Here is a 16448-nt window from a genome sequence, read left to right on the forward strand (position 1 = left end):
AAGGAGACCACTCTCAGCCCTCCGTGATCGCGGTGTAGCCGTCGCGGTCGAGCAGACCGTCGAGGGCGCCGTCGGCGACCTCGACCTTGATCATCCACGCGTCCTCGAAGGGCGAGGAGTTGACCAGCGACGGGTCGTCGACGATGGCCTGGTTGACCTCGACGACGGTGCCGGCGACGGGCGCGTACAGCTCGGAGACCGACTTGGTGGACTCGGCCTCGCCGAAGACGTCGCCGCTGCTCAGCTCGGTGCCGACCGCGGGAAGCTCGACGAAGACGATGTCACCGAGGGCGTCGGCGGCGTAGTCGGTGATGCCGACGGTCGCGACGGAGCCCTCCAGGGCGACCCACTCGTGCTCTTCGCTGTACTTGAGGGTGGTCAGATCGGTCATTTCTTCCTCCGGTAGAAAGGCAGGGCGGTCACGGTCGCGGGGATCTTCGTCCCGCGCACATCAAGGAATACTGCGGTTCCCTCCTCAGCGGAAGAGGGGTCGACGAAGGCCATCGCGATGGGGTGGCCGAGCGTCGGGCTGAGGGCGCCGCTGGTGATCTCACCGAGGGTCGCGCCCTCGGCATCCACCACGGCGTAGCCGGCACGGCCGGCGCGGCGGCCCTCGGCCTGCAGGCCGACGAGCACAGGGGCGCCCTCGGCGGGCGTCACGGCGCCCTGACCGACAAAGCGCTCCTTGTCGGTCACGACCACGCGGCCGAGCCCGGCCTGAGCGGGCTTGATCTCGCGGTTCAGCTCGTGGCCGTACAGCGGCATGCCCGCCTCGAGGCGCAGCGTGTCGCGGGAGGCGAGGCCGCAGGGCACGAGGCCCTTCGACTCGCCGACGGCCAGCACGGCGTCCCAGAGCGACTCCGCGTCGGCGGCGGCCACAAGCAGCTCGAAGCCGTCCTCGCCGGTGTACCCGGTGCGGGCGAGCAGCAGCGGCTTGCCGTTCCACGTCGCGTCGGCCCAGGCGTAGTACTTCTGCTCGGCCCAGGGGATCGAGACGTCGCCGATGCCGGCGACCTCGACGAGGATCTGCTCGGCGGCGGGGCCCTGCACGGCGATCAGCGCGTAGTCGTCGGAGGCGTCCACCGTCTCGACGTCGAACCCGTCGGTGCGGGCGAGCAGCGCCTCGCGCACAGCATCGCGGTTCCCCGCGTTGGAGATGATCAGGAAGTCGTCGTCGCCGAGGCGGTAGACGATCACGTCGTCGATGATGCCGCCGTCCTCGGCGAGCAGCAGCGAGTACTTCGCCTTGCCCACGGTCATCGCCGACAGGCGGCCCGCGAGCGAGTAGTCCAGGTACGCGGCGGCGTCAGCGCCGCGCACGGTGAACTCGGCCATGTGCGAGATGTCGAAGATCCCGGCGGCCTCGCGCACGGCGTGGTGCTCGGCGAGGTCGGAGGTGTAGCGCACCGGCATCTGCCAGCCGCCGAAATCGGTGAAGGAGGCGCCGAGCGCCTCATGGCGCGCACGGAGCGGGGTGTAACGGGGTTCGGTCACGGAGTTCTCCCGGTCGGGTTGCAGGACGACATCATCGGCGTCCTCGGAACTCCCCCTCTGTCATCGGGCCTGAGAGCTTCACCCACCCTGCGACGGTCTCGGGGACCCATGTCAGGAGAGAGGCTTTCACCGTCGGCGGATGCCGGAGCATCGCTTTTCAGAGCGGCCGGACCAGCACGGTAGGGGTACCTGAGAGATTGGCGGGGAGGCTTGCTCCTTCGGTGTCCGGCTGCGATCACCGGACTCTCCCGCACAGGTCGTTCGGCCTGTGTTCAGTTAGGCCTCCAGCATAGCGGCACGGCGGCGTGTCCCGCGGCGTTCTGCGGCGGAGCCGATCCTGTCAGCCGGCGTCGCGGAGCCCCAGGAGACGAGCGCCGTTGCGCCACAGGACGGAGCGCATCCAGTCGTCTCCGAGCCCGAGGTCGGCGAGGGCGGACAGCTGCCGCGCGTACGGGTACGGGATGTTCGGGAAGTCCGATCCGAGCACGATGCGCTCCTGCAGCGCGCCGAGGCGGTCGAGGTACCCGTCCGGCCACACGGACGGTCCGTCCAGGAACCCTGTCGCGAACATCGTCGTGTCCAGGTGCACGTTCTCGTACTGCTCGGCCAGGTCGGCGAAGGCGTCGTACTCCGGCATCCCCATGTGCGCGATGACGAAAGCGAGGCGCGGGTGGCGCGCGAGCACCGCGCCGATGGCATCCGGGCCGGTGTGCGCACCGGGCAGCGGCCGCGAGCCGGCATGGATGACCACGGGCACGCCGGCGCGCTCCAGCGCCGTCCACGCCGTCTCCAGCACCGGATCGTCCGGCGCGAACCCGCCCACCTGCACGTGCACCTTGAACAGCCGCGCCCCGGCCTCGAGCGCCTCGGGCACGTAGGATGCCGAGCCCGGTTCCGCGAACAGCGTCGCGCAGTGCACGACGTCGTCGTGCGCCGCCGCGAAACGCCGATTCCAGTCGTTCAGCCAGGCGGCCATCCCCGGCTTGTGCGGATAGGTCAGCGCCGGGATCGCCCGCATCCCCAGCTCGCGTGCGATGGCGAGCCGGGTGTCGTCGTCATACCGGTACTGGATGGGCCAGGCGTAGCCGTAGTTCTGCTCGGCTGCGTCGAAGTACGACCAGACCTTGTGCAGCATCCGTTCCGGGAGGAAGTGCACGTGCACGTCGGCGAGCCCGGGGATGCGCAGCGCGGAGAGGTAGGCGGGGACCTCGGCGTCGGTCGCGGGCCCGGGAGTGGTGTCGGATGCCGGCATGCCCCCATCCTCTCCCCTAGGCTCGTCGGTGTGAGTGGCACGACAGGCGAGCACGATGCGATCCGCGTCGCCGTGTCGACCGTCATCTTCTCGCTGCGCTCGGCGCCGGAGGGCGATCGGCTCATGCTGCCGCTGGTGCGCCGCACGCGCGAGCCGCACCTGGGAGCGTGGGCGCTGCCCGGCGGATGGCTGGATCCGGCCGAGGACCTGGATGCCGCGGCATCCCGCACGCTCGCCGAGACCACGGCGCTTAAGCCGAGTTACCTCGAGCAGCTGTACACGTTCGGCGACGTCGACCGCGCGCCGAGCCGGGCCATCTCGATCGTGTACTGGGCTCTGCTGCGGTCGGACCTCGTCGATGCGCAGCGCTCGGCGGCGGATGCGCCGGAGAACGTCGAGTGGTTCGACGTCGACGCCGTTCCACCACTGGCCTTCGACCACAACCGCATCGCCGAGTACGCCCTGGACCGCCTCCGCAACAAGGTCGGTTACAGCCGCATCGCCGCGGGCCTGCTGCCGGACGAGTTCACCCTCACCGAGCTGCGCGAGGTGTACGAGGCGGTGCTGGGCCGCCGCCTGGACCCCTCCAACTTCCGCCGCCTGCTGGAGGGATCTGACGAGCTGGTGCCGACCGAGTCGTTCCGCACCGGCAAGCATCGCCCGGCGCGCCTGTACCGCTACAACGCCGACTCCTGAGGGGTAGGCGCACGGCGTCGTCGCGTCCCTCCGATTGCACTTCTGGTCAGATCGACATAATCTGATCGCACACACTAAGTGTCGAAGTGACCAGAAGGCGGCGCCTGATGTCTGAAACCTCTCTGCTCGACCCCTCGGTCGACCACGCGATCCAGGCGATCGTGCTCGGCGGCTCCACGGAGTCGACCTGCACCACCGACCTCGCGGCGGGCCCCTGGGACTTCGACATCCGCCCCGGCTACGGGCCCGGCTCCTCGATGGGTGACGTCATCCCCACGGGGTCGCCGCGCCAGGGCGAGTTGCCGCAGGAGTACCGCGATGCCGGCGAGGACGAGCTGCACGACCGCATCCGCGCGGCCAAGCTGACCCTCGGCGAGCGCGTCGTGGTGCTCGGCCACTTCTACCAGCGCGAGGAGGTCGTGCGGCACGCCGACTACGTGGGCGACTCCTTCCAGCTCGCGAACGCCGCGCTGGAGCATCCGGACGCCGAGGCGATCGTGTTCTGCGGCGTGCACTTCATGGCCGAGACCGCCGACCTGCTCTCCGGCCCCGAGCAGTCCGTGATCCTGCCGAACCTCGCCGCGGGCTGCTCGATGGCCGACATGGCCGACATCGACCAGGTGGAGGACTGCTGGGAGCAGCTCGCAGATATCTACGGTCCGCTGGACGCGGCCGACGACGAGGGCCTCGTGCCCGTGATCCCGGTCACCTACATGAACTCCTCGGCGGCCATCAAGGGATTCGTCGGGCGGCACGGGGGCATCGTCTGCACCTCCTCGAACGCCGCGACCGTGCTGGAGTGGGCGTTCGCCCGCGGTCGCCGCGTGCTGTTCTTCCCCGACCAGCATCTGGGGCGCAACACCGCCAAGGCGATGGGCGTGGAGCTGGAGCGGATGCCGATGTGGAACCCGCGGCGGCCGCTCGGCGGTTCCACCGCCGGCGAGCTTCGCGATGCCCGTGTCATCCTGTGGCACGGCTTCTGCTCGGTGCACCGCCGGTTCAGCGTCGACCAGATCCACAAGGCCCGCACCGAGCACCCGGGCGTGCGCGTGATCGTCCACCCGGAATGCCCGATGGAGGTCGTCGACGCCGCGGACGAGGCCGGCTCCACCGACTACATCCGCAAGGCGATCGCCGCGGCCACGGAGCCCACCGCCTTCGCGATCGGCACCGAGATCAACCTCGTCCGGCGGCTCGCCGCGCAGTTCCCGCAGCACGAGATCTTCTGCCTGGATCCCGTTGTCTGCCCCTGCTCGACCATGTACCGCATCCACCCCGGCTATCTCGCCTGGGTGCTGGAGGAACTGGTCGCCGGGCGCGTGGTCAACCGCATCCGCGTCTCGGACGATGTCGCGAGCCCGGCCCGCGTGGCGCTGGAGCGGATGCTGGCGGCGAAGCCACGATGAAGATCCTGATCGCGGGCGCCGGCATCGCCGGACTGACCGCCGCGCTCCGGGCCGATGCCCTCGGCCACGATGTCGAGGTGCTGGTGAAGGGCGTGCTGGGCGAGGGCTGCACCGCGCACGCACAGGGCGGCATCGCCGGCGAGTACGGCCCGGGCGACTCGCCTGCGCTGCACGCTCTGGACACCATGCACGCGGGCGACGGGCACGGGGACCCGGTCGCGATCGCGGCGCTGGTCGACGGTGCCATCGCCGCCCTGGACGCGCTGGTGGTGGCGGGCGTGCCCTTCGACCGCGCTTCTGACGGCTCGATCGCTCGGGGCCTGGAGGCCGCGCACAGCCTGCCGCGCATCGCGCACGCCGGCGGTGACGCGACCGGGAAGGCGATCTCCGACGCACTCGTCGCCCGGGTGCGAGCGAGCGCCGTGCGGGTGCGGGAGGGCGCGTTCGCCGCGGATCTGCTGACGGCGGGCGGCCGCGTGCGCGGCATCCGCCTGCTGACCGGTGAGGAGATCGAAGCGGATGCCGTGGTGCTCGCGACCGGCGGCGCCGGGCGCCTGTACCCGTTCACCACCAACCCCTCCGGCACGACGGGCGACGGGATCGCGATGGCGCTGCGCGCCGGGGCATCCGTCGCCGACCTGGAGTTCGTGCAGTTCCACCCGACGGTACTGTCCGGTGGGGAGCCGTTCCTCATCTCGGAGGCTGTGCGCGGCGCGGGTGCGGTGCTGCGGGATGCCGAGGGCCGGCGCTTCATGCTCGACGAGCATCCGGATGCCGAACTCGCACCCCGCGACGTCGTCGCCCGCGCCGTCGCACGCCATGCGCTCGCGCAGGGCTCCCCCGTCATGCTCGATGCGACCGGCGTGCACGACCTCGCCGCTCATTTCCCGACGATCGACGCCGAGCTGCGCTCCCGCGGCATCGGCTGGACCCGCGAGCCCGTGCCGGTCTCCCCCGCCGCGCACTACCTGATGGGCGGCGTCGTCACCGACGTCGACGGCCGAACGACCCTGCCGGGCCTCTGGGCCGTCGGCGAGACGGCGCGGACCGGCGTGCACGGCGCGAACCGCCTGGCCTCCAACTCGCTGCTCGAGGGCGGGGTGTTCGGTGCCCGCCTCGCCGAGGCGCTCGACGCATCGGCACCCGACGCCGAGCGACTGTCCGACGCCGAGGCTCCCGGGTCGCCGTTCGTGCCGCCTTCCGAACTGCTTTCCGGGACGGATCGCGACCTGGCCGAGAAGGCCCGTGCCCTCTCCGGGGCGAATCGCGACGTGGAGGCGACTCCCGAACCGTTCTCCCGGGCGGCTTTGCAGCAGCTGATGTGGGAGAAGGTCGGGCTGCTCCGCGACGACGAGGGGCTCGCGGACGCCGTGCGCACGCTGCACACGTGGGAGGCGCCCGCACCGCGCACGCCGGCCGAGCAGGAGGACGCGAACCTGCTCCTGGTCGCGCGGGCCGTGGCATCCGCCGCCCTCGCCCGCAGGGAGTCGCTCGGCGCGCACTTCCGGCTCTCCCCCGCACCGACCGATCAAGCCCCGGCTGCTCCCACCTCGACCGATCCCGCCCTGACCCCGTCCGCCCTGATCGGAGCCGCATGATCACCCCCGCCACCCTGCACCGCATCGTCAGCGCGGCCCTGGAGGAGGATGCGCCATGGGGCGACATCACCAGCACCGCGCTGCTGCCGGCCGATGCGCAGGCGACGGCCGACCTCATCGCCCGCGAGGCCGGGGTGTTCAGCGGCGGCGAGGTGTTCGCCGCCGCGTTCGCGCTCACCGATCCGAGCATCCACGTGGATCTGCACGTCGCCGACGGCGATCGCTTCGAGGCCGGCGATGCGCTGGCATCCGTGTCGGGTCCGGCGCGCAGCATCCTGACCGCCGAGCGCGTCGCGCTGAACTTCACCCAGCGGATGAGCGGCATCGCCACGCTCACCGCCGCCTACATCGACGCCGTCGTGGGCACCGGTGCGCGGATCGCCGACACGCGCAAGACCACCCCGGGGCTGCGCGAGTTCGAGCGGCATGCCGTCGTCAGCGGCGGCGGCAGCAACCACCGCCGGTCGCTGTCGGATGCCGTGATGGCCAAGGACAACCACCTGGAGGTGCTGCGCGAGAGCGGGCAGGATCTCGCCACCGCCCTGCGCGAAGCGCTCTCCCGACTGCCGCACACCACGCACGTGGTGGTCGAGGTCGACCGCCTGGATCAGATCGACGCGGTGGTGGCGGGCGGCGCCGACACCGTGCTGCTCGACAACTTCACCCTCGACGATCTGCGCACGGCCGTCGGCATGCTCGCGGGTCGTGCCACCGTCGAGGCATCCGGCGGGGTGACCCTCGACACCGTGCGCAGCATCGCCGAGACCGGCGTGCAGGTGATCTCGGTCGGCGCGCTGACCCACTCCGCACGCGCTCTGGATCTCGGGCTCGACCTGCGGATGCGGTGATGCTGTACCTCGACCACGCCGCGACCTCACCGGTGCGCCCGGAGGTCATGGATGCCATGCGCCCGTACCTGACGGACGTCTTCGGCAACCCGTCGAGCCATCACACGGCCGGAGAGGCGGCGGCGGATGCCCTGGAGAGCGCCCGCACGCGCGTCGCGTCCGCCCTGGGCATGCGCGCGGGCGACGTGGTCTTCACCTCGGGCGGCACCGAGGCGAACAATTCGGCGGTGAAGGGCATCATGCTGGGTGCCCTCGGCGCCGACCCACGCCGCAGGCACCTCATCACGACCCCGATCGAGCACGAGTCGGTGCTGGAATCCGCGCGGTATCTGGAGCGGTTCCACGGCGTGGATGTGACGCTGCTCCCCGTATCCGAGAGCGGCGTCGTCGATCCCGACGACCTCGCCGCGGCGCTGCGCCCGGAGACGGCGCTCATCTCGATCGCGCACGCCAACAACGAGATCGGGACGGTGCAGGACATCGCCGCACTCGCGAGCGTCGCGAGGGAGCACCGCGTGCCGATGCACGTCGATGCGGTGCAGTCGGCCGGCTGGCTGGATCTGCGCACGCTCGGCCGCGACGCGCGGGTCGATGCGATCTCGATCGCCGGGCACAAGCTCGGCGCACCCAAGGGCACCGGCGCTCTGGCGGTGCGCGCACGGGTCCCGCTGGAACCGCTGCTGCACGGCGGCGGACAGGAGCGAGGGCGACGGAGCGGCACCGAGGACGTCGCGGGAGCGGTCGCTCTGGCGACTGCCCTCGAACTCGCCGAGGCGGAGCGCGCGCGGTCATCCGCCGCGGTCATGGCGGCGACGGAGGCGTTCATCGCCGGAGTGCTGAGGGCCGTCCCGCAGGCGCGCCTGACCGGGCATCCGGCCCACCGCCTGCCCGGCACGGCGAGCTTCACATTCGCGGGCGTCAGCGGCGAGTCCGTGCTGCTGGAGCTCGAGCGGCGCGGCGTGATCAGCTCCAGCGGATCGGCATGCGCCGCGGGATCCGATGAACCCTCGCACGTATTGATCGCGTGCGGCATCGACCCGCTGGTGGCGCAGACCTCGGTGCGGTTCACCTTCGGACGCACTCCGCTGCCTGACGGTGCGCCCGCTCAGCTCGCGGCGCTGGTCGCCGCATCCGTCCAGGCCGTCGCGAGGCCCTGAGCCGAGCACTTCCCGCGGACTCGTGCACTGCCTGCGGACGAGCACCGGGAGATCCGTACGCACGAAGCGGACTTCTCCGCGCGACGTGCACGCGGTGTCGGCGCACCTTGCGGCAGCGCGGCTGTGCCCGTGCCCACGCGGTGGCGCTCAGCGCTGCACGGCATCCCACCAGTCGAGCACGCGCGTGCCGATCAGCGTGAGCCACTTCGAGGGCTCGCCCCGCGGTGCGTCGATCTCCACCCACACCGCACCTCCCGGCACCTCGCCCTGCAACCACGTGCCATCGGGCTGCCGCGCCGCGCGGACCAGCTCGACGGCCTCGGCCAGGCGCGGGTCGGGAGCATCTCCCTCCAGCAGCGCCGCAGCGCGGAAATGATCGAGCGCGGCGAGCGCGCTGTACTGCCAGCGGCTGGGTGCGATGAACTCGCTCACCCACGGGGCGACGGTCTCTCCGGTGGAGAGCCGGCGCATCAGGGCGCGCTCGAGCAGATACTCCTCCCCCGCATGCCGCGTCGCCCTCAATGACGTGTCTCCGGTGAGACGCTCGTACTCCCGCATCCCGACGACCGCGTTGAGGGTGGAGTGGAAGGACGAGCGCACCGAGTTCCCCTCCTCTGCCTCGCAGTTCCATCCGCCGTCGGCGAGCCTGTGCGCGGGGAACCAGGCGGCCAGCCCAGAGACGTCCGCACCCAGCCAGGCGCCGTTCGCGAGGGTGAAGGCGTTGATGCACACATCCACCTCGCCACCCCAGTAGGGCAGGTCGTCGTACTCCCAGCGGCTGCTCTCGGCGAGCTTCTCCGCCGTTCCGGCGAGCGCCGTCGCGTTCAGGCCGAGATCGCGCAGGTCCTTCAGCGCCCAGGTCGTCGCGATCCAGGGCTGCGCGTCCTCGTCCCTCTCGATGATCCCCAGCCCGGTCAGGTCGCGCTCGCGCGACGGGAAGTACGCCCCGCCGGCCCACTGCCCGTCCGGATCCTGATGCGAGAGGATCCGCGCTCCGAACCCCTCGGTGGCGATCCGGTCGCGCGTCGCCTCCCAGACATCGGCAAGATCACCGAGCAGGTCGCGCTGCACCTGCCAGCGCAGGGCCGGGTCGGAGTCGAGCAGCCAGTCCGTCTTCTCGGTCGTCAGCGATGACATGCTGCGACGCTACGCCGCGCCCCTGACATCCGAAAGCCCGCCCCCTCCGGGAAAAGTAGGATCGGGGTCGTGCACCCGCTCGTCACCATGATCGTCCCGGGGCGCGACATCGCCTCCTTCGCACCCGCCGCGATCGCATCGCTGCGGGCGCAGACCGTGCCGCGATGGCGAGCGCTGCTCATCGACGACGGCTCCGTCGACGGCACCGGGGCCGTGTTCGCGGATGCGGCGGCATCCGACGGCCGGTTCGAGGTGCTGCACCACGTCGAGGCGCGCGGCCTGGGCGCTGCCCGCAACATCGGTCTGGATCGCGTCGACACCCCGTTCCTGGGGTTCCTCGATGCCGACGACGAGCTCACCCCGTCGGCGATCGAGCTGTGGCTGGGGACTCTCCAGGAATCCGGCAGCGACTTCGTCGCCGGTGCATACGTGCGCAATCGGGCGAACGGCGCGGGCTATATTCCGGGGCGCGTCCAGCCGTGGGTGGCGAAGGCCACCTCGCCGCGGCGTCTCGGCGTGACCCTCGCCGAGCATCCGGATGCCTCCGCGAACATCGTGGCCTGGTCCAAGCTCAGCCGGACGAGTTTCTGGGACGGCCTGCGCTTTCCCGAGAACGTCGCCTATGAGGATCAGATCGTCGCACAGCGGATGTACACCGAGGCGCGGGCGTTCGATGTGATCCCCGACATCGTCGCGCACTGGCGGCTGCGCGCCGACGGCACCTCGATCACGCAGGGCAAGGATCGGATGCCGGTGCTCCGCGACTACCTCGCGGCGCTCCGCGGCGGCATCCAAGTGCTGCACGATGCCGGTCACCGCGCCGCCGTCGTCGCCCGCCTCGACCTGATCCTCGCCATGGATCTGCCGCCGCTGCATCGCATCGCCGCCGAGCATCCCGACCCCGGGTACTCCGCAGCGCTGGCGGACTTCGAGGCCGAGCTCCAGGAGCTTCCGGAGTTCGCCGACGCCCGCCCCGACCCCGCCCTCGCAGCCGCCCTCGCGTGGTGAACCTGAACGGAGACACCGTGACCGCCTACCTCGACTCGCTCTTCTCGCTGCACGGCCGCACCGCCGTCGTCACGGGTGGTTCCTCCGGAATCGGCCGCGGCATCGCCACCGCACTCGCGAAGGCGGGCGCGGCGACCGTGATCGCCGCCCGCGGGCCGGATCGCGTGGAGCAGACCGTGCAGGAGCTGACGGATGCCGGATGCCGCGCCGCCGGCGTCATCGGCGATCTGAGCACCCGGGAGGGCATCCGGAAGCTGGCGGATGCCGTGGCCGAGCCGTTCGGCGAGCCGGACATCCTGGTGCACTCGGCCGGCATCAACATCCGTCCGCCGATGACCGAGATCACCGATGACGACTGGGATGCCACCCTCACCGTGAACACGCACGCCCCGTTCCTGCTGGGGCAGCGGTTCGCACCGGGCATGGCTGAGCGCGGCTACGGGCGGATCATCCACATCAGCTCGCAGCAGGCGCATCGAGCGTTCGTGTCCAGCGGCATCTACGGCGTCTCGAAGGGTGCGATCGAATCACTCATGCGCTCGGAGGCCGAAGCGTGGGGCGGGACCGGCGTCACGAGCAACACGCTGGTGCCCGGCTTCGTGCTGACCCCGCTGAACGCCCGGCTGCAGGAGGATCCCGCGAAGGTCGCCGAGCTCGCGGCTCGCACCATGATCGGCCGCAACGGGCTGCCGGACGATTTCGCCGGTGCCGCGGTGTTCCTGGCCGGCGCGGGGTCGGGGTATGTCACGGGGCACTCGCTGTTCGTGGACGGCGGCCTCTCCGCTCACTGATGGCGTGCAGGAACGCGCGCCGATCGGCTGCCGCTATGCGTCGGGGTCGAGGTGCGGCACGTCGGGCACCGGGACGGATGCCGTGAGCGCGCGCACCGCCTCGTCTGCCGCAGAGTCCTTCGGCGCCTGATCGGCGCGCCGCTCCGGCAGGGCGGGAGTGTCGTCCGAGAGCACGTTCGAGGCGGCCATCTGCTGCGCCGCGAGCTCGGTGTACAGCCCGCCCGCGGCCAGCAGCTCGGCGTGCGTCCCGGACTCCACGATGCGGCCCGCCTCGATCACGTGGATCATGTCGGCGCCCATCACGGTGGAGAGCCGGTGCGCGATCGTGAGCACGGTGCGCCCGGCGGCCGCCTGATCCAGCGCGTGCTGCACCACACGCTCCGAGACGGTGTCCAGGGCGCTGGTCGCCTCGTCCAGCAGCAGCACCGGAGGATCCTTCAGCAGCACGCGCGCGATGGCGATCCGCTGCTTCTCACCACCGGAGAGCCGGTAGCCGCGCTCGCCCACGACGGTGTCGTACCCGTCCTCGAAGCCCGCGATGATGTGGTGGATGTTCGCGGCGGTGCAGGCCGCGATCAGCTCCTCCTCAGTGGCTTCCGGCTTGGCGTAGAGCAGGTTCTCGCGGATGGTCGCGTGGAACAGGTAGGTCTCCTGCGACACGATGCCCACATCGTCGATGATCGACTCCTGGGTGAGCGTGCGCACGTCCGCGCCGCCGAACAGCACCTCGCCGGAGGCTGCGGCGTACATCCGCGGCGCGAGGTAGAGGATCGTGGTCTTGCCGGCTCCCGAGGGCCCCACGAAAGCGACCTGCTGCCCTGGCTCGGCCACGAACGAGACGCCCTGCAGCGTCGCGCGCGCATCGGGCGCGGCATCCGGGTAGCGGAAGACGACGTCGCGGAACTCGACCCGTCCCCGCGGGCCGGGTGCCTGCGACACGGGGATCGCATCCGGGGCGTCCTGGATCTCGGGGACCATGTCGAGGTACTCGAAGATGCGCGCGAACAGGGCGGAGGAGGTCTGCAGGTCCAGCGCGACGCGCATCAGGCCCATCATCGGCATGAGCAGACGGGCCTGCACGGTGGTGAAGGCGACGATGGTTCCCGCCGTGATCGCGCCGGTGCCGCCCGCGACCAGATAGCCCGAGACCAGGTAGATCACGGCCGGGATGGATGCCATCAGCACCTGGACCACGGCGAAGAAGCCCTGGCCGCTCATCGCCTGGCGCACCTGCAGGCGCACCTGGTTGCGATTCTCCTGCTGGTATCGCGAGGACTCGGTGCGCTGCCTGTTGAACGACTTCGACAGCAGGATGCCCGACACGCTCAGGGTCTCCTGCGTGATCGCGGTCAGCTCCGACAGCGACTCCTGGGTCTGGCCGGCGATGCGCGCGCGCACCTGCCCGACCCGGCGCTGCACCAGCACGAGGAGCGGCATCAGCACGACGGCGATCAGCGTCAGCCGCCAGTCGATCAGGATCATGGCCACGAGCGAGGCGATCACGGTCACGACGTTGCCGAGGATGCTGGTGATCGTGTTGGTGAGCACGCCGGACACCCCGCCGACGTCGTTCTGCAGCCGCGACTGGATGACTCCGGTCTTGGTGCGGGTGAAGAAGCCGAGCTCCATCGCCTGCAGATGCTCGAACAGCCGCACTCGCAGATCGCCGGTGACGCTGTTTCCGACCGTGGAGGTGAGCCAGGTCTGCGCGACCCCGAGCCCGGCCGAGAGCAGGAACAGCCCGATCATGCTCAGCACGAGCCGCAGCAGCAGACCGAGCACGGGCTCGCCGCCGCCGACCGGGAACAGCGCGTCGTCGAAGATCCGCTGCACCAGCAGCGGCGGGATCACTGCGATCGCGGCGCCCAGCACCACCAGCACGACGGTCAGTGCGATGCGTCCGCGGTACGGGCGGAAGAGCGCGACCACGCGCTTCCCGAGGTCGGCGATCCTCGGGGCCTCGGCGTTCAGCCTTCGCTGCGCCGCCTCGTCGACACCGCGGAACCCGCGACCGCCCCCACCGCGAACGCCACCCATGCTCATCGCCCCAGGCTAATCCGCCCATCCGACGTCGAAGCCCGTTCAGGGCGCGTTCATCGGAAAGATCCTGCGAACCGGAATGGAATGTCGGTGGCTCCGGTTACGCTGTAACGCTGATCAGTCGCACTCGCGAGAACACCGCACATCAAGATCTCCTGAGGAGTCCCATGTCCACCGCCGACACCGGCACCACACCCGCCCAGGGCGCTTCCCCCGGCTTCATCCCGGCCAAGGACATGGCCGTCATCTGGGTGCTGCTCGCCGCCGCCTTCGTCGCGATCCTCAACGAGACGACGATGGGCATGGCGATCCCGCACCTCATCACCGACCTCGGCATCACGCCGATCGCCGCGCAGTGGGTGACGAGTGCGTTCATGCTGACCATGGCCGTGGTCATCCCGATCACGGGGTTCCTGCTGCGCCGTTTCACGACCCGTCAGATGTTCCTCAGCGCCATCGCGCTGTTCTCCGTCGGCACGCTGCTCGCAGCGCTGGCGACCGGATTCCCGATGCTGCTCGGCGCCCGCGTCGTGCAGGCATCCGGCACGGCCGTCATGATGCCGCTCCTGATGACGACGATCATGAACCTCGTGCCGGCCGCCTCCCGCGGCCGCATGATGGGCCGCGTGAGCGTGGTCATCTCGCTCGCTCCGGCGATCGGGCCGACCATGTCCGGCTTCCTGCTCGACCACTTCGGCTGGCGCGCCATCTTCGTGGTCGTCCTGCCGATCGCCCTGGTCGCGATGTTCATCGGATGGCGCTGGCTGACGAACGTCGGTGAGACCATGCACGCCCCGATCGACGCCCTGTCGATCGTGCTCTCGGCCTTCGGATTCGGCGGCCTCGTGTTCGGTCTCAGCCAGATCGGCGGCATGGGCAGCGGCGCCAGCTGGATGCCCATGGCGATCGCCCTCGCGGTCGGCGTGGTCGGGCTCGGTCTGTTCCTCTGGCGCCAGGTGGCGCTGCAGAAGGAGGACGACGCGCTGCTCGACCTGCGTGTGTTCGCGTCGCGCGACTTCTCGCTCTCCATGGCGCAGATGTTCCTGCTCTCGCTGGCCTTCTTCGGCAGCATCACGGTGATCCCGCTCTTCCTGCAGGACGCCCTGCAGCTGAAGGCGCTCGACGCCGGCCTGGTCGTGCTGCCCGGTGCGCTCGCGATGGGCCTGCTGGGCCCGGTCATCGGCCGGATCTACGACAGCCACGGCACCAGGATCCTTCTCATCCCGGGGTCGATCCTCGCCGCCGCCATGCTCTGGCTGTTCACGACGCTCAGCACCGGGAGCTCGGTCTGGCTGGTGATGGTCGCGCAGACGCTTCTGTCGGTGGGGCTCGCCCTGTCGTTCACGCCGCTGTTCACCGCGTCGCTGGCCTCGCTCAAGCCTAAGTTCTACTCCTACGGGAGCGCGGTGATCGGCACCATCCAGCAGGTCGCAGGTGCCGCGGGCATCGCGGTGATGATGGCCGTGTTCACCACGATCGTGAACGCGGGCGGCGGCACCGAGGTGCCGGCGGCCGTCGCCGCGGGCACGCGCACCTCGGTCACGATCGGCGCGGTCATCGCCACGATCACGATCATCGGCGCCTTCCTGATCCGCAAGCCCGAGGACGACGGCGAAGGGCCGCAGCACGGCGGGCACTGACCGCTGTCGCATCGTCACATGGCACTGCCGCGCGCCCGGACTCCCCGGGCGTGCGGTAGTGTTCCCGGTATGACCCGTTGGTTCGCGTATTTTGGGCCGGCTCTGGAGGAGCCGGCGCGAATGTAGCGCGCACCGACACCTTCAGAGCCGGCAAAGGCAGAGCATCCGCTCTGCCTTTCGTCATTTCGGGGCGAAGCCCCGTGCCGTTTCGGCGGGCTCTGCACGGGGTCCGCCTTCGAGAGGACTGGACCCATGAGCAGCATCACGACATCCGACCGCACCGCCGACCTGCACGTCAGCGGCTTCGCCACCCTCCCCTCCCCGTCGGAGGTGATCAGTGAGCTTCCGGTCGACGGCCTCTCCGTCGTCGTCTCCCGAGCCCGCGACGAGGTGCGGGCGATCATGTCCAACGCAGACGACAGGCTCCTCGTCGTCGTCGGCCCGTGCTCGATACACGACACGGACGCCGGGCTCGAGTACGCCCGCCGACTGGCATCCGAGGCGGAACGCCACCGCGACGACCTGCTCATCGTCATGCGCACCTACTTCGAGAAGCCGCGCACCACGGTCGGCTGGAAGGGCCTGATCAACGATCCGCATCTCGACGGCAGTCACGACATCGAGGCGGGGCTCCGCCTGGCCCGCGGCTTCCTGCGCGATGTGACCGCGCTCGGTCTGCCCTGCGCGACGGAGTTCCTCGAACCCATCAGCCCGCAGTACACCGCCGACCTCATCGCCTGGGGCGCGATCGGCGCGCGCACGACCGAGAGCCAGATCCACCGGCAGCTCGCCTCCGGTCTGTCCATGCCGATCGGTTTCAAGAACGGCACGGACGGCGGACTGCAGGTGGCCCTGGACGCCGCATCCGCGGCATCCGCTCCGCAGGCGTTCCTCGGGATCGGCGCCGACGGGCGCGCGAGCCTGGTCGCCACGACGGGCAACCCCGACACCTCGGTGATCCTGCGCGGCGGCGCCGACGGCCCGAACTTCGGCGCCGAGCATGTGCGGCGGGCGTCCGAGCGGCTCGCCGCCGCGGGACTCACCGACCGGCTGATCGTCGATGCCAGCCACGGCAACAGCGGCAAGGACCACATCCGGCAGTCGGAGGTGGTCGTGGAGCTCTCGGAGCAGATCGCGACCGACGGCCGCGCGGTGGCCGGCGTCATGCTCGAGAGCAACCTGGTCGCGGGGGCGCAGAAGCACGACGTCCGGAACGGCGCGGCGGGTCTGGTGCGCGGTCAGAGCATCACCGACGCGTGCATGGGGTGGGATGCCACGGTGGACGCACTCGCCACCCTCGCCGCCGCGAGCGCAGCGCGCGCCTCCGCCATGTCAGGGATGCCTGTGACGTCCTGACGATCCGAGGCTTCCCCGCACGGCG

At 70.7% G+C, this 16448-nt stretch carries 14 protein-coding genes and 2 riboswitches; of the genes, 9 read left to right on the forward strand and 5 right to left on the reverse strand.

The annotated features are described in order from the left end of the window. Positions 1 to 13 precede the first annotated feature (13 nt). From gcvH to MIAR_RS08095, 3 genes are all read right to left on the reverse strand, one after another. Positions 14 to 391 carry a glycine cleavage system protein GcvH gene (gene gcvH, locus MIAR_RS08085; RefSeq protein ID WP_285633941.1) on the reverse strand — a complete coding sequence of 126 codons (378 nt, stop codon included), beginning with the start codon at positions 389 to 391 and terminating at the stop codon, positions 14 to 16. Further along, entirely contained in the window at positions 388 to 1494 is a 1107-nt protein-coding gene (gene gcvT, locus MIAR_RS08090) for a glycine cleavage system aminomethyltransferase GcvT (RefSeq protein WP_285633944.1), read from the reverse strand. The genes gcvH and gcvT overlap by 4 nt, the downstream gene beginning before the upstream one ends. Positions 1495 to 1544: 50 nt before the next feature. Then, positions 1545 to 1660: riboswitch (glycine riboswitch) on the reverse strand. 1 nt (position 1661) lies between these two features. Further along, positions 1662 to 1755, reverse strand: a riboswitch (glycine riboswitch). Between the two features lie 79 nt (positions 1756 to 1834). After that, positions 1835 to 2746, reverse strand: a complete 912-nt coding sequence (locus tag MIAR_RS08095; RefSeq protein WP_285633946.1) for an amidohydrolase family protein — start codon at positions 2744 to 2746, stop codon at positions 1835 to 1837. A gap of 72 nt (positions 2747 to 2818) precedes the next feature. Here MIAR_RS08095 and MIAR_RS08100 point away from each other — a divergent pair, with 72 nt between their 5' ends. The 5 genes from MIAR_RS08100 to MIAR_RS08120 all read left to right on the forward strand — a co-directional run bounded on the left by MIAR_RS08100 (position 2819) and on the right by MIAR_RS08120 (position 8451). After that, entirely contained in the window at positions 2819 to 3442 is a 624-nt protein-coding gene (locus tag MIAR_RS08100; RefSeq protein ID WP_425561588.1) for an NUDIX hydrolase, read from the forward strand. 107 nt (positions 3443 to 3549) lie between these two features. Further along, complete coding sequence (nadA, locus tag MIAR_RS08105) at positions 3550 to 4848, forward strand: quinolinate synthase NadA (protein ID WP_285633952.1); 1299 nt, start codon at positions 3550 to 3552, stop codon at positions 4846 to 4848. Continuing rightward, complete coding sequence (gene nadB / locus MIAR_RS08110) at positions 4845 to 6446, forward strand: L-aspartate oxidase (RefSeq protein ID WP_285633955.1); 1602 nt, start codon at positions 4845 to 4847, stop codon at positions 6444 to 6446. Before nadA ends, nadB begins: the two co-directional genes overlap by 4 nt. Beyond that, complete coding sequence (nadC, locus tag MIAR_RS08115; protein WP_285633958.1) at positions 6443 to 7294, forward strand: carboxylating nicotinate-nucleotide diphosphorylase; 852 nt, start codon at positions 6443 to 6445, stop codon at positions 7292 to 7294. The genes nadB and nadC overlap by 4 nt, the downstream gene beginning before the upstream one ends. Next, positions 7294 to 8451 (forward strand): cysteine desulfurase family protein, encoded by a 1158-nt coding sequence (locus MIAR_RS08120; protein WP_285633961.1) that lies wholly within the window; start codon positions 7294 to 7296, stop codon positions 8449 to 8451. Before nadC ends, MIAR_RS08120 begins: the two co-directional genes overlap by 1 nt. Before the next feature lie 147 nt (positions 8452 to 8598). Here the strand turns inward: MIAR_RS08120 and MIAR_RS08125 are convergent, their stop codons facing one another. Then, a complete protein-coding gene (locus MIAR_RS08125; RefSeq protein WP_285633964.1) occupies positions 8599 to 9588 on the reverse strand; it encodes a squalene cyclase in 990 nt (329 codons plus the stop codon). A 69-nt stretch (positions 9589 to 9657) separates the two neighbouring features. On the opposite strand from MIAR_RS08125, the gene MIAR_RS08130 reads away from it, so the two are divergent. Then, on the forward strand, positions 9658 to 10596 hold the full coding sequence (locus MIAR_RS08130; RefSeq protein WP_344288638.1) for a glycosyltransferase family 2 protein: 939 nt from the start codon (positions 9658 to 9660) through the stop codon (positions 10594 to 10596). A gap of 17 nt (positions 10597 to 10613) precedes the next feature. Then, the gene (locus MIAR_RS08135) at positions 10614 to 11387 is read left to right on the forward strand and encodes an SDR family NAD(P)-dependent oxidoreductase (RefSeq protein WP_285633967.1); all 774 of its coding nucleotides are present in this window, start codon (positions 10614 to 10616) and stop codon (positions 11385 to 11387) included. Between the two features lie 33 nt (positions 11388 to 11420). Here MIAR_RS08135 and MIAR_RS08140 read toward each other — a convergent pair whose 3' ends face one another. Beyond that, the gene (locus MIAR_RS08140; protein ID WP_285635705.1) at positions 11421 to 13424 is read right to left on the reverse strand and encodes an ABC transporter ATP-binding protein; all 2004 of its coding nucleotides are present in this window, start codon (positions 13422 to 13424) and stop codon (positions 11421 to 11423) included. Positions 13425 to 13594: 170 nt separating this feature from the next. Between MIAR_RS08140 and MIAR_RS08145 the strand changes: the two genes are divergently transcribed. Together MIAR_RS08145 and MIAR_RS08150 are read left to right on the forward strand one after the other, a co-directional pair. Continuing rightward, positions 13595 to 15067 (forward strand): MDR family MFS transporter, encoded by a 1473-nt coding sequence (locus MIAR_RS08145; RefSeq protein WP_285633970.1) that lies wholly within the window; start codon positions 13595 to 13597, stop codon positions 15065 to 15067. A gap of 252 nt (positions 15068 to 15319) precedes the next feature. Further along, positions 15320 to 16423, forward strand: coding sequence for a 3-deoxy-7-phosphoheptulonate synthase (locus tag MIAR_RS08150; RefSeq protein WP_285633973.1), 1104 nt, complete (start codon positions 15320 to 15322; stop codon positions 16421 to 16423). Positions 16424 to 16448 lie beyond the last annotated feature (25 nt).

The sequence above is a fragment of the Microbacterium arabinogalactanolyticum genome (genome assembly GCF_030268005.1).
GTDB lineage: Bacteria > Actinomycetota > Actinomycetes > Actinomycetales > Microbacteriaceae > Microbacterium > Microbacterium arabinogalactanolyticum.

Bases quoted from the DNA above. Each gene is read 5' to 3' on its own strand.
- MIAR_RS08125 (WP_285633964.1), bottom strand. From the start codon at position 9,588: ATGTCATCGCTGACGACCGAGAAGACGGACTGGCTGCTCGACTCCGAC.
- MIAR_RS08145 (WP_285633970.1), top strand. From the start codon at position 13,595: ATGTCCACCGCCGACACCGGCACCACACCCGCCCAGGGCGCTTCCCCC.
- MIAR_RS08095 (WP_285633946.1), bottom strand. From the start codon at position 2,746: ATGCCGGCATCCGACACCACTCCCGGGCCCGCGACCGACGCCGAGGTC.
- MIAR_RS08120 (WP_285633961.1), top strand. From the start codon at position 7,294: ATGCTGTACCTCGACCACGCCGCGACCTCACCGGTGCGCCCGGAGGTC.
- MIAR_RS08150 (WP_285633973.1), top strand. From the start codon at position 15,320: ATGAGCAGCATCACGACATCCGACCGCACCGCCGACCTGCACGTCAGC.
- nadB (WP_285633955.1), top strand. From the start codon at position 4,845: ATGAAGATCCTGATCGCGGGCGCCGGCATCGCCGGACTGACCGCCGCG.
- nadA (WP_285633952.1), top strand. From the start codon at position 3,550: ATGTCTGAAACCTCTCTGCTCGACCCCTCGGTCGACCACGCGATCCAG.
- gcvH (WP_285633941.1), bottom strand. From the start codon at position 391: ATGACCGATCTGACCACCCTCAAGTACAGCGAAGAGCACGAGTGGGTC.
- nadC (WP_285633958.1), top strand. From the start codon at position 6,443: ATGATCACCCCCGCCACCCTGCACCGCATCGTCAGCGCGGCCCTGGAG.
- MIAR_RS08140 (WP_285635705.1), bottom strand. From the start codon at position 13,424: ATGGGTGGCGTTCGCGGTGGGGGCGGTCGCGGGTTCCGCGGTGTCGAC.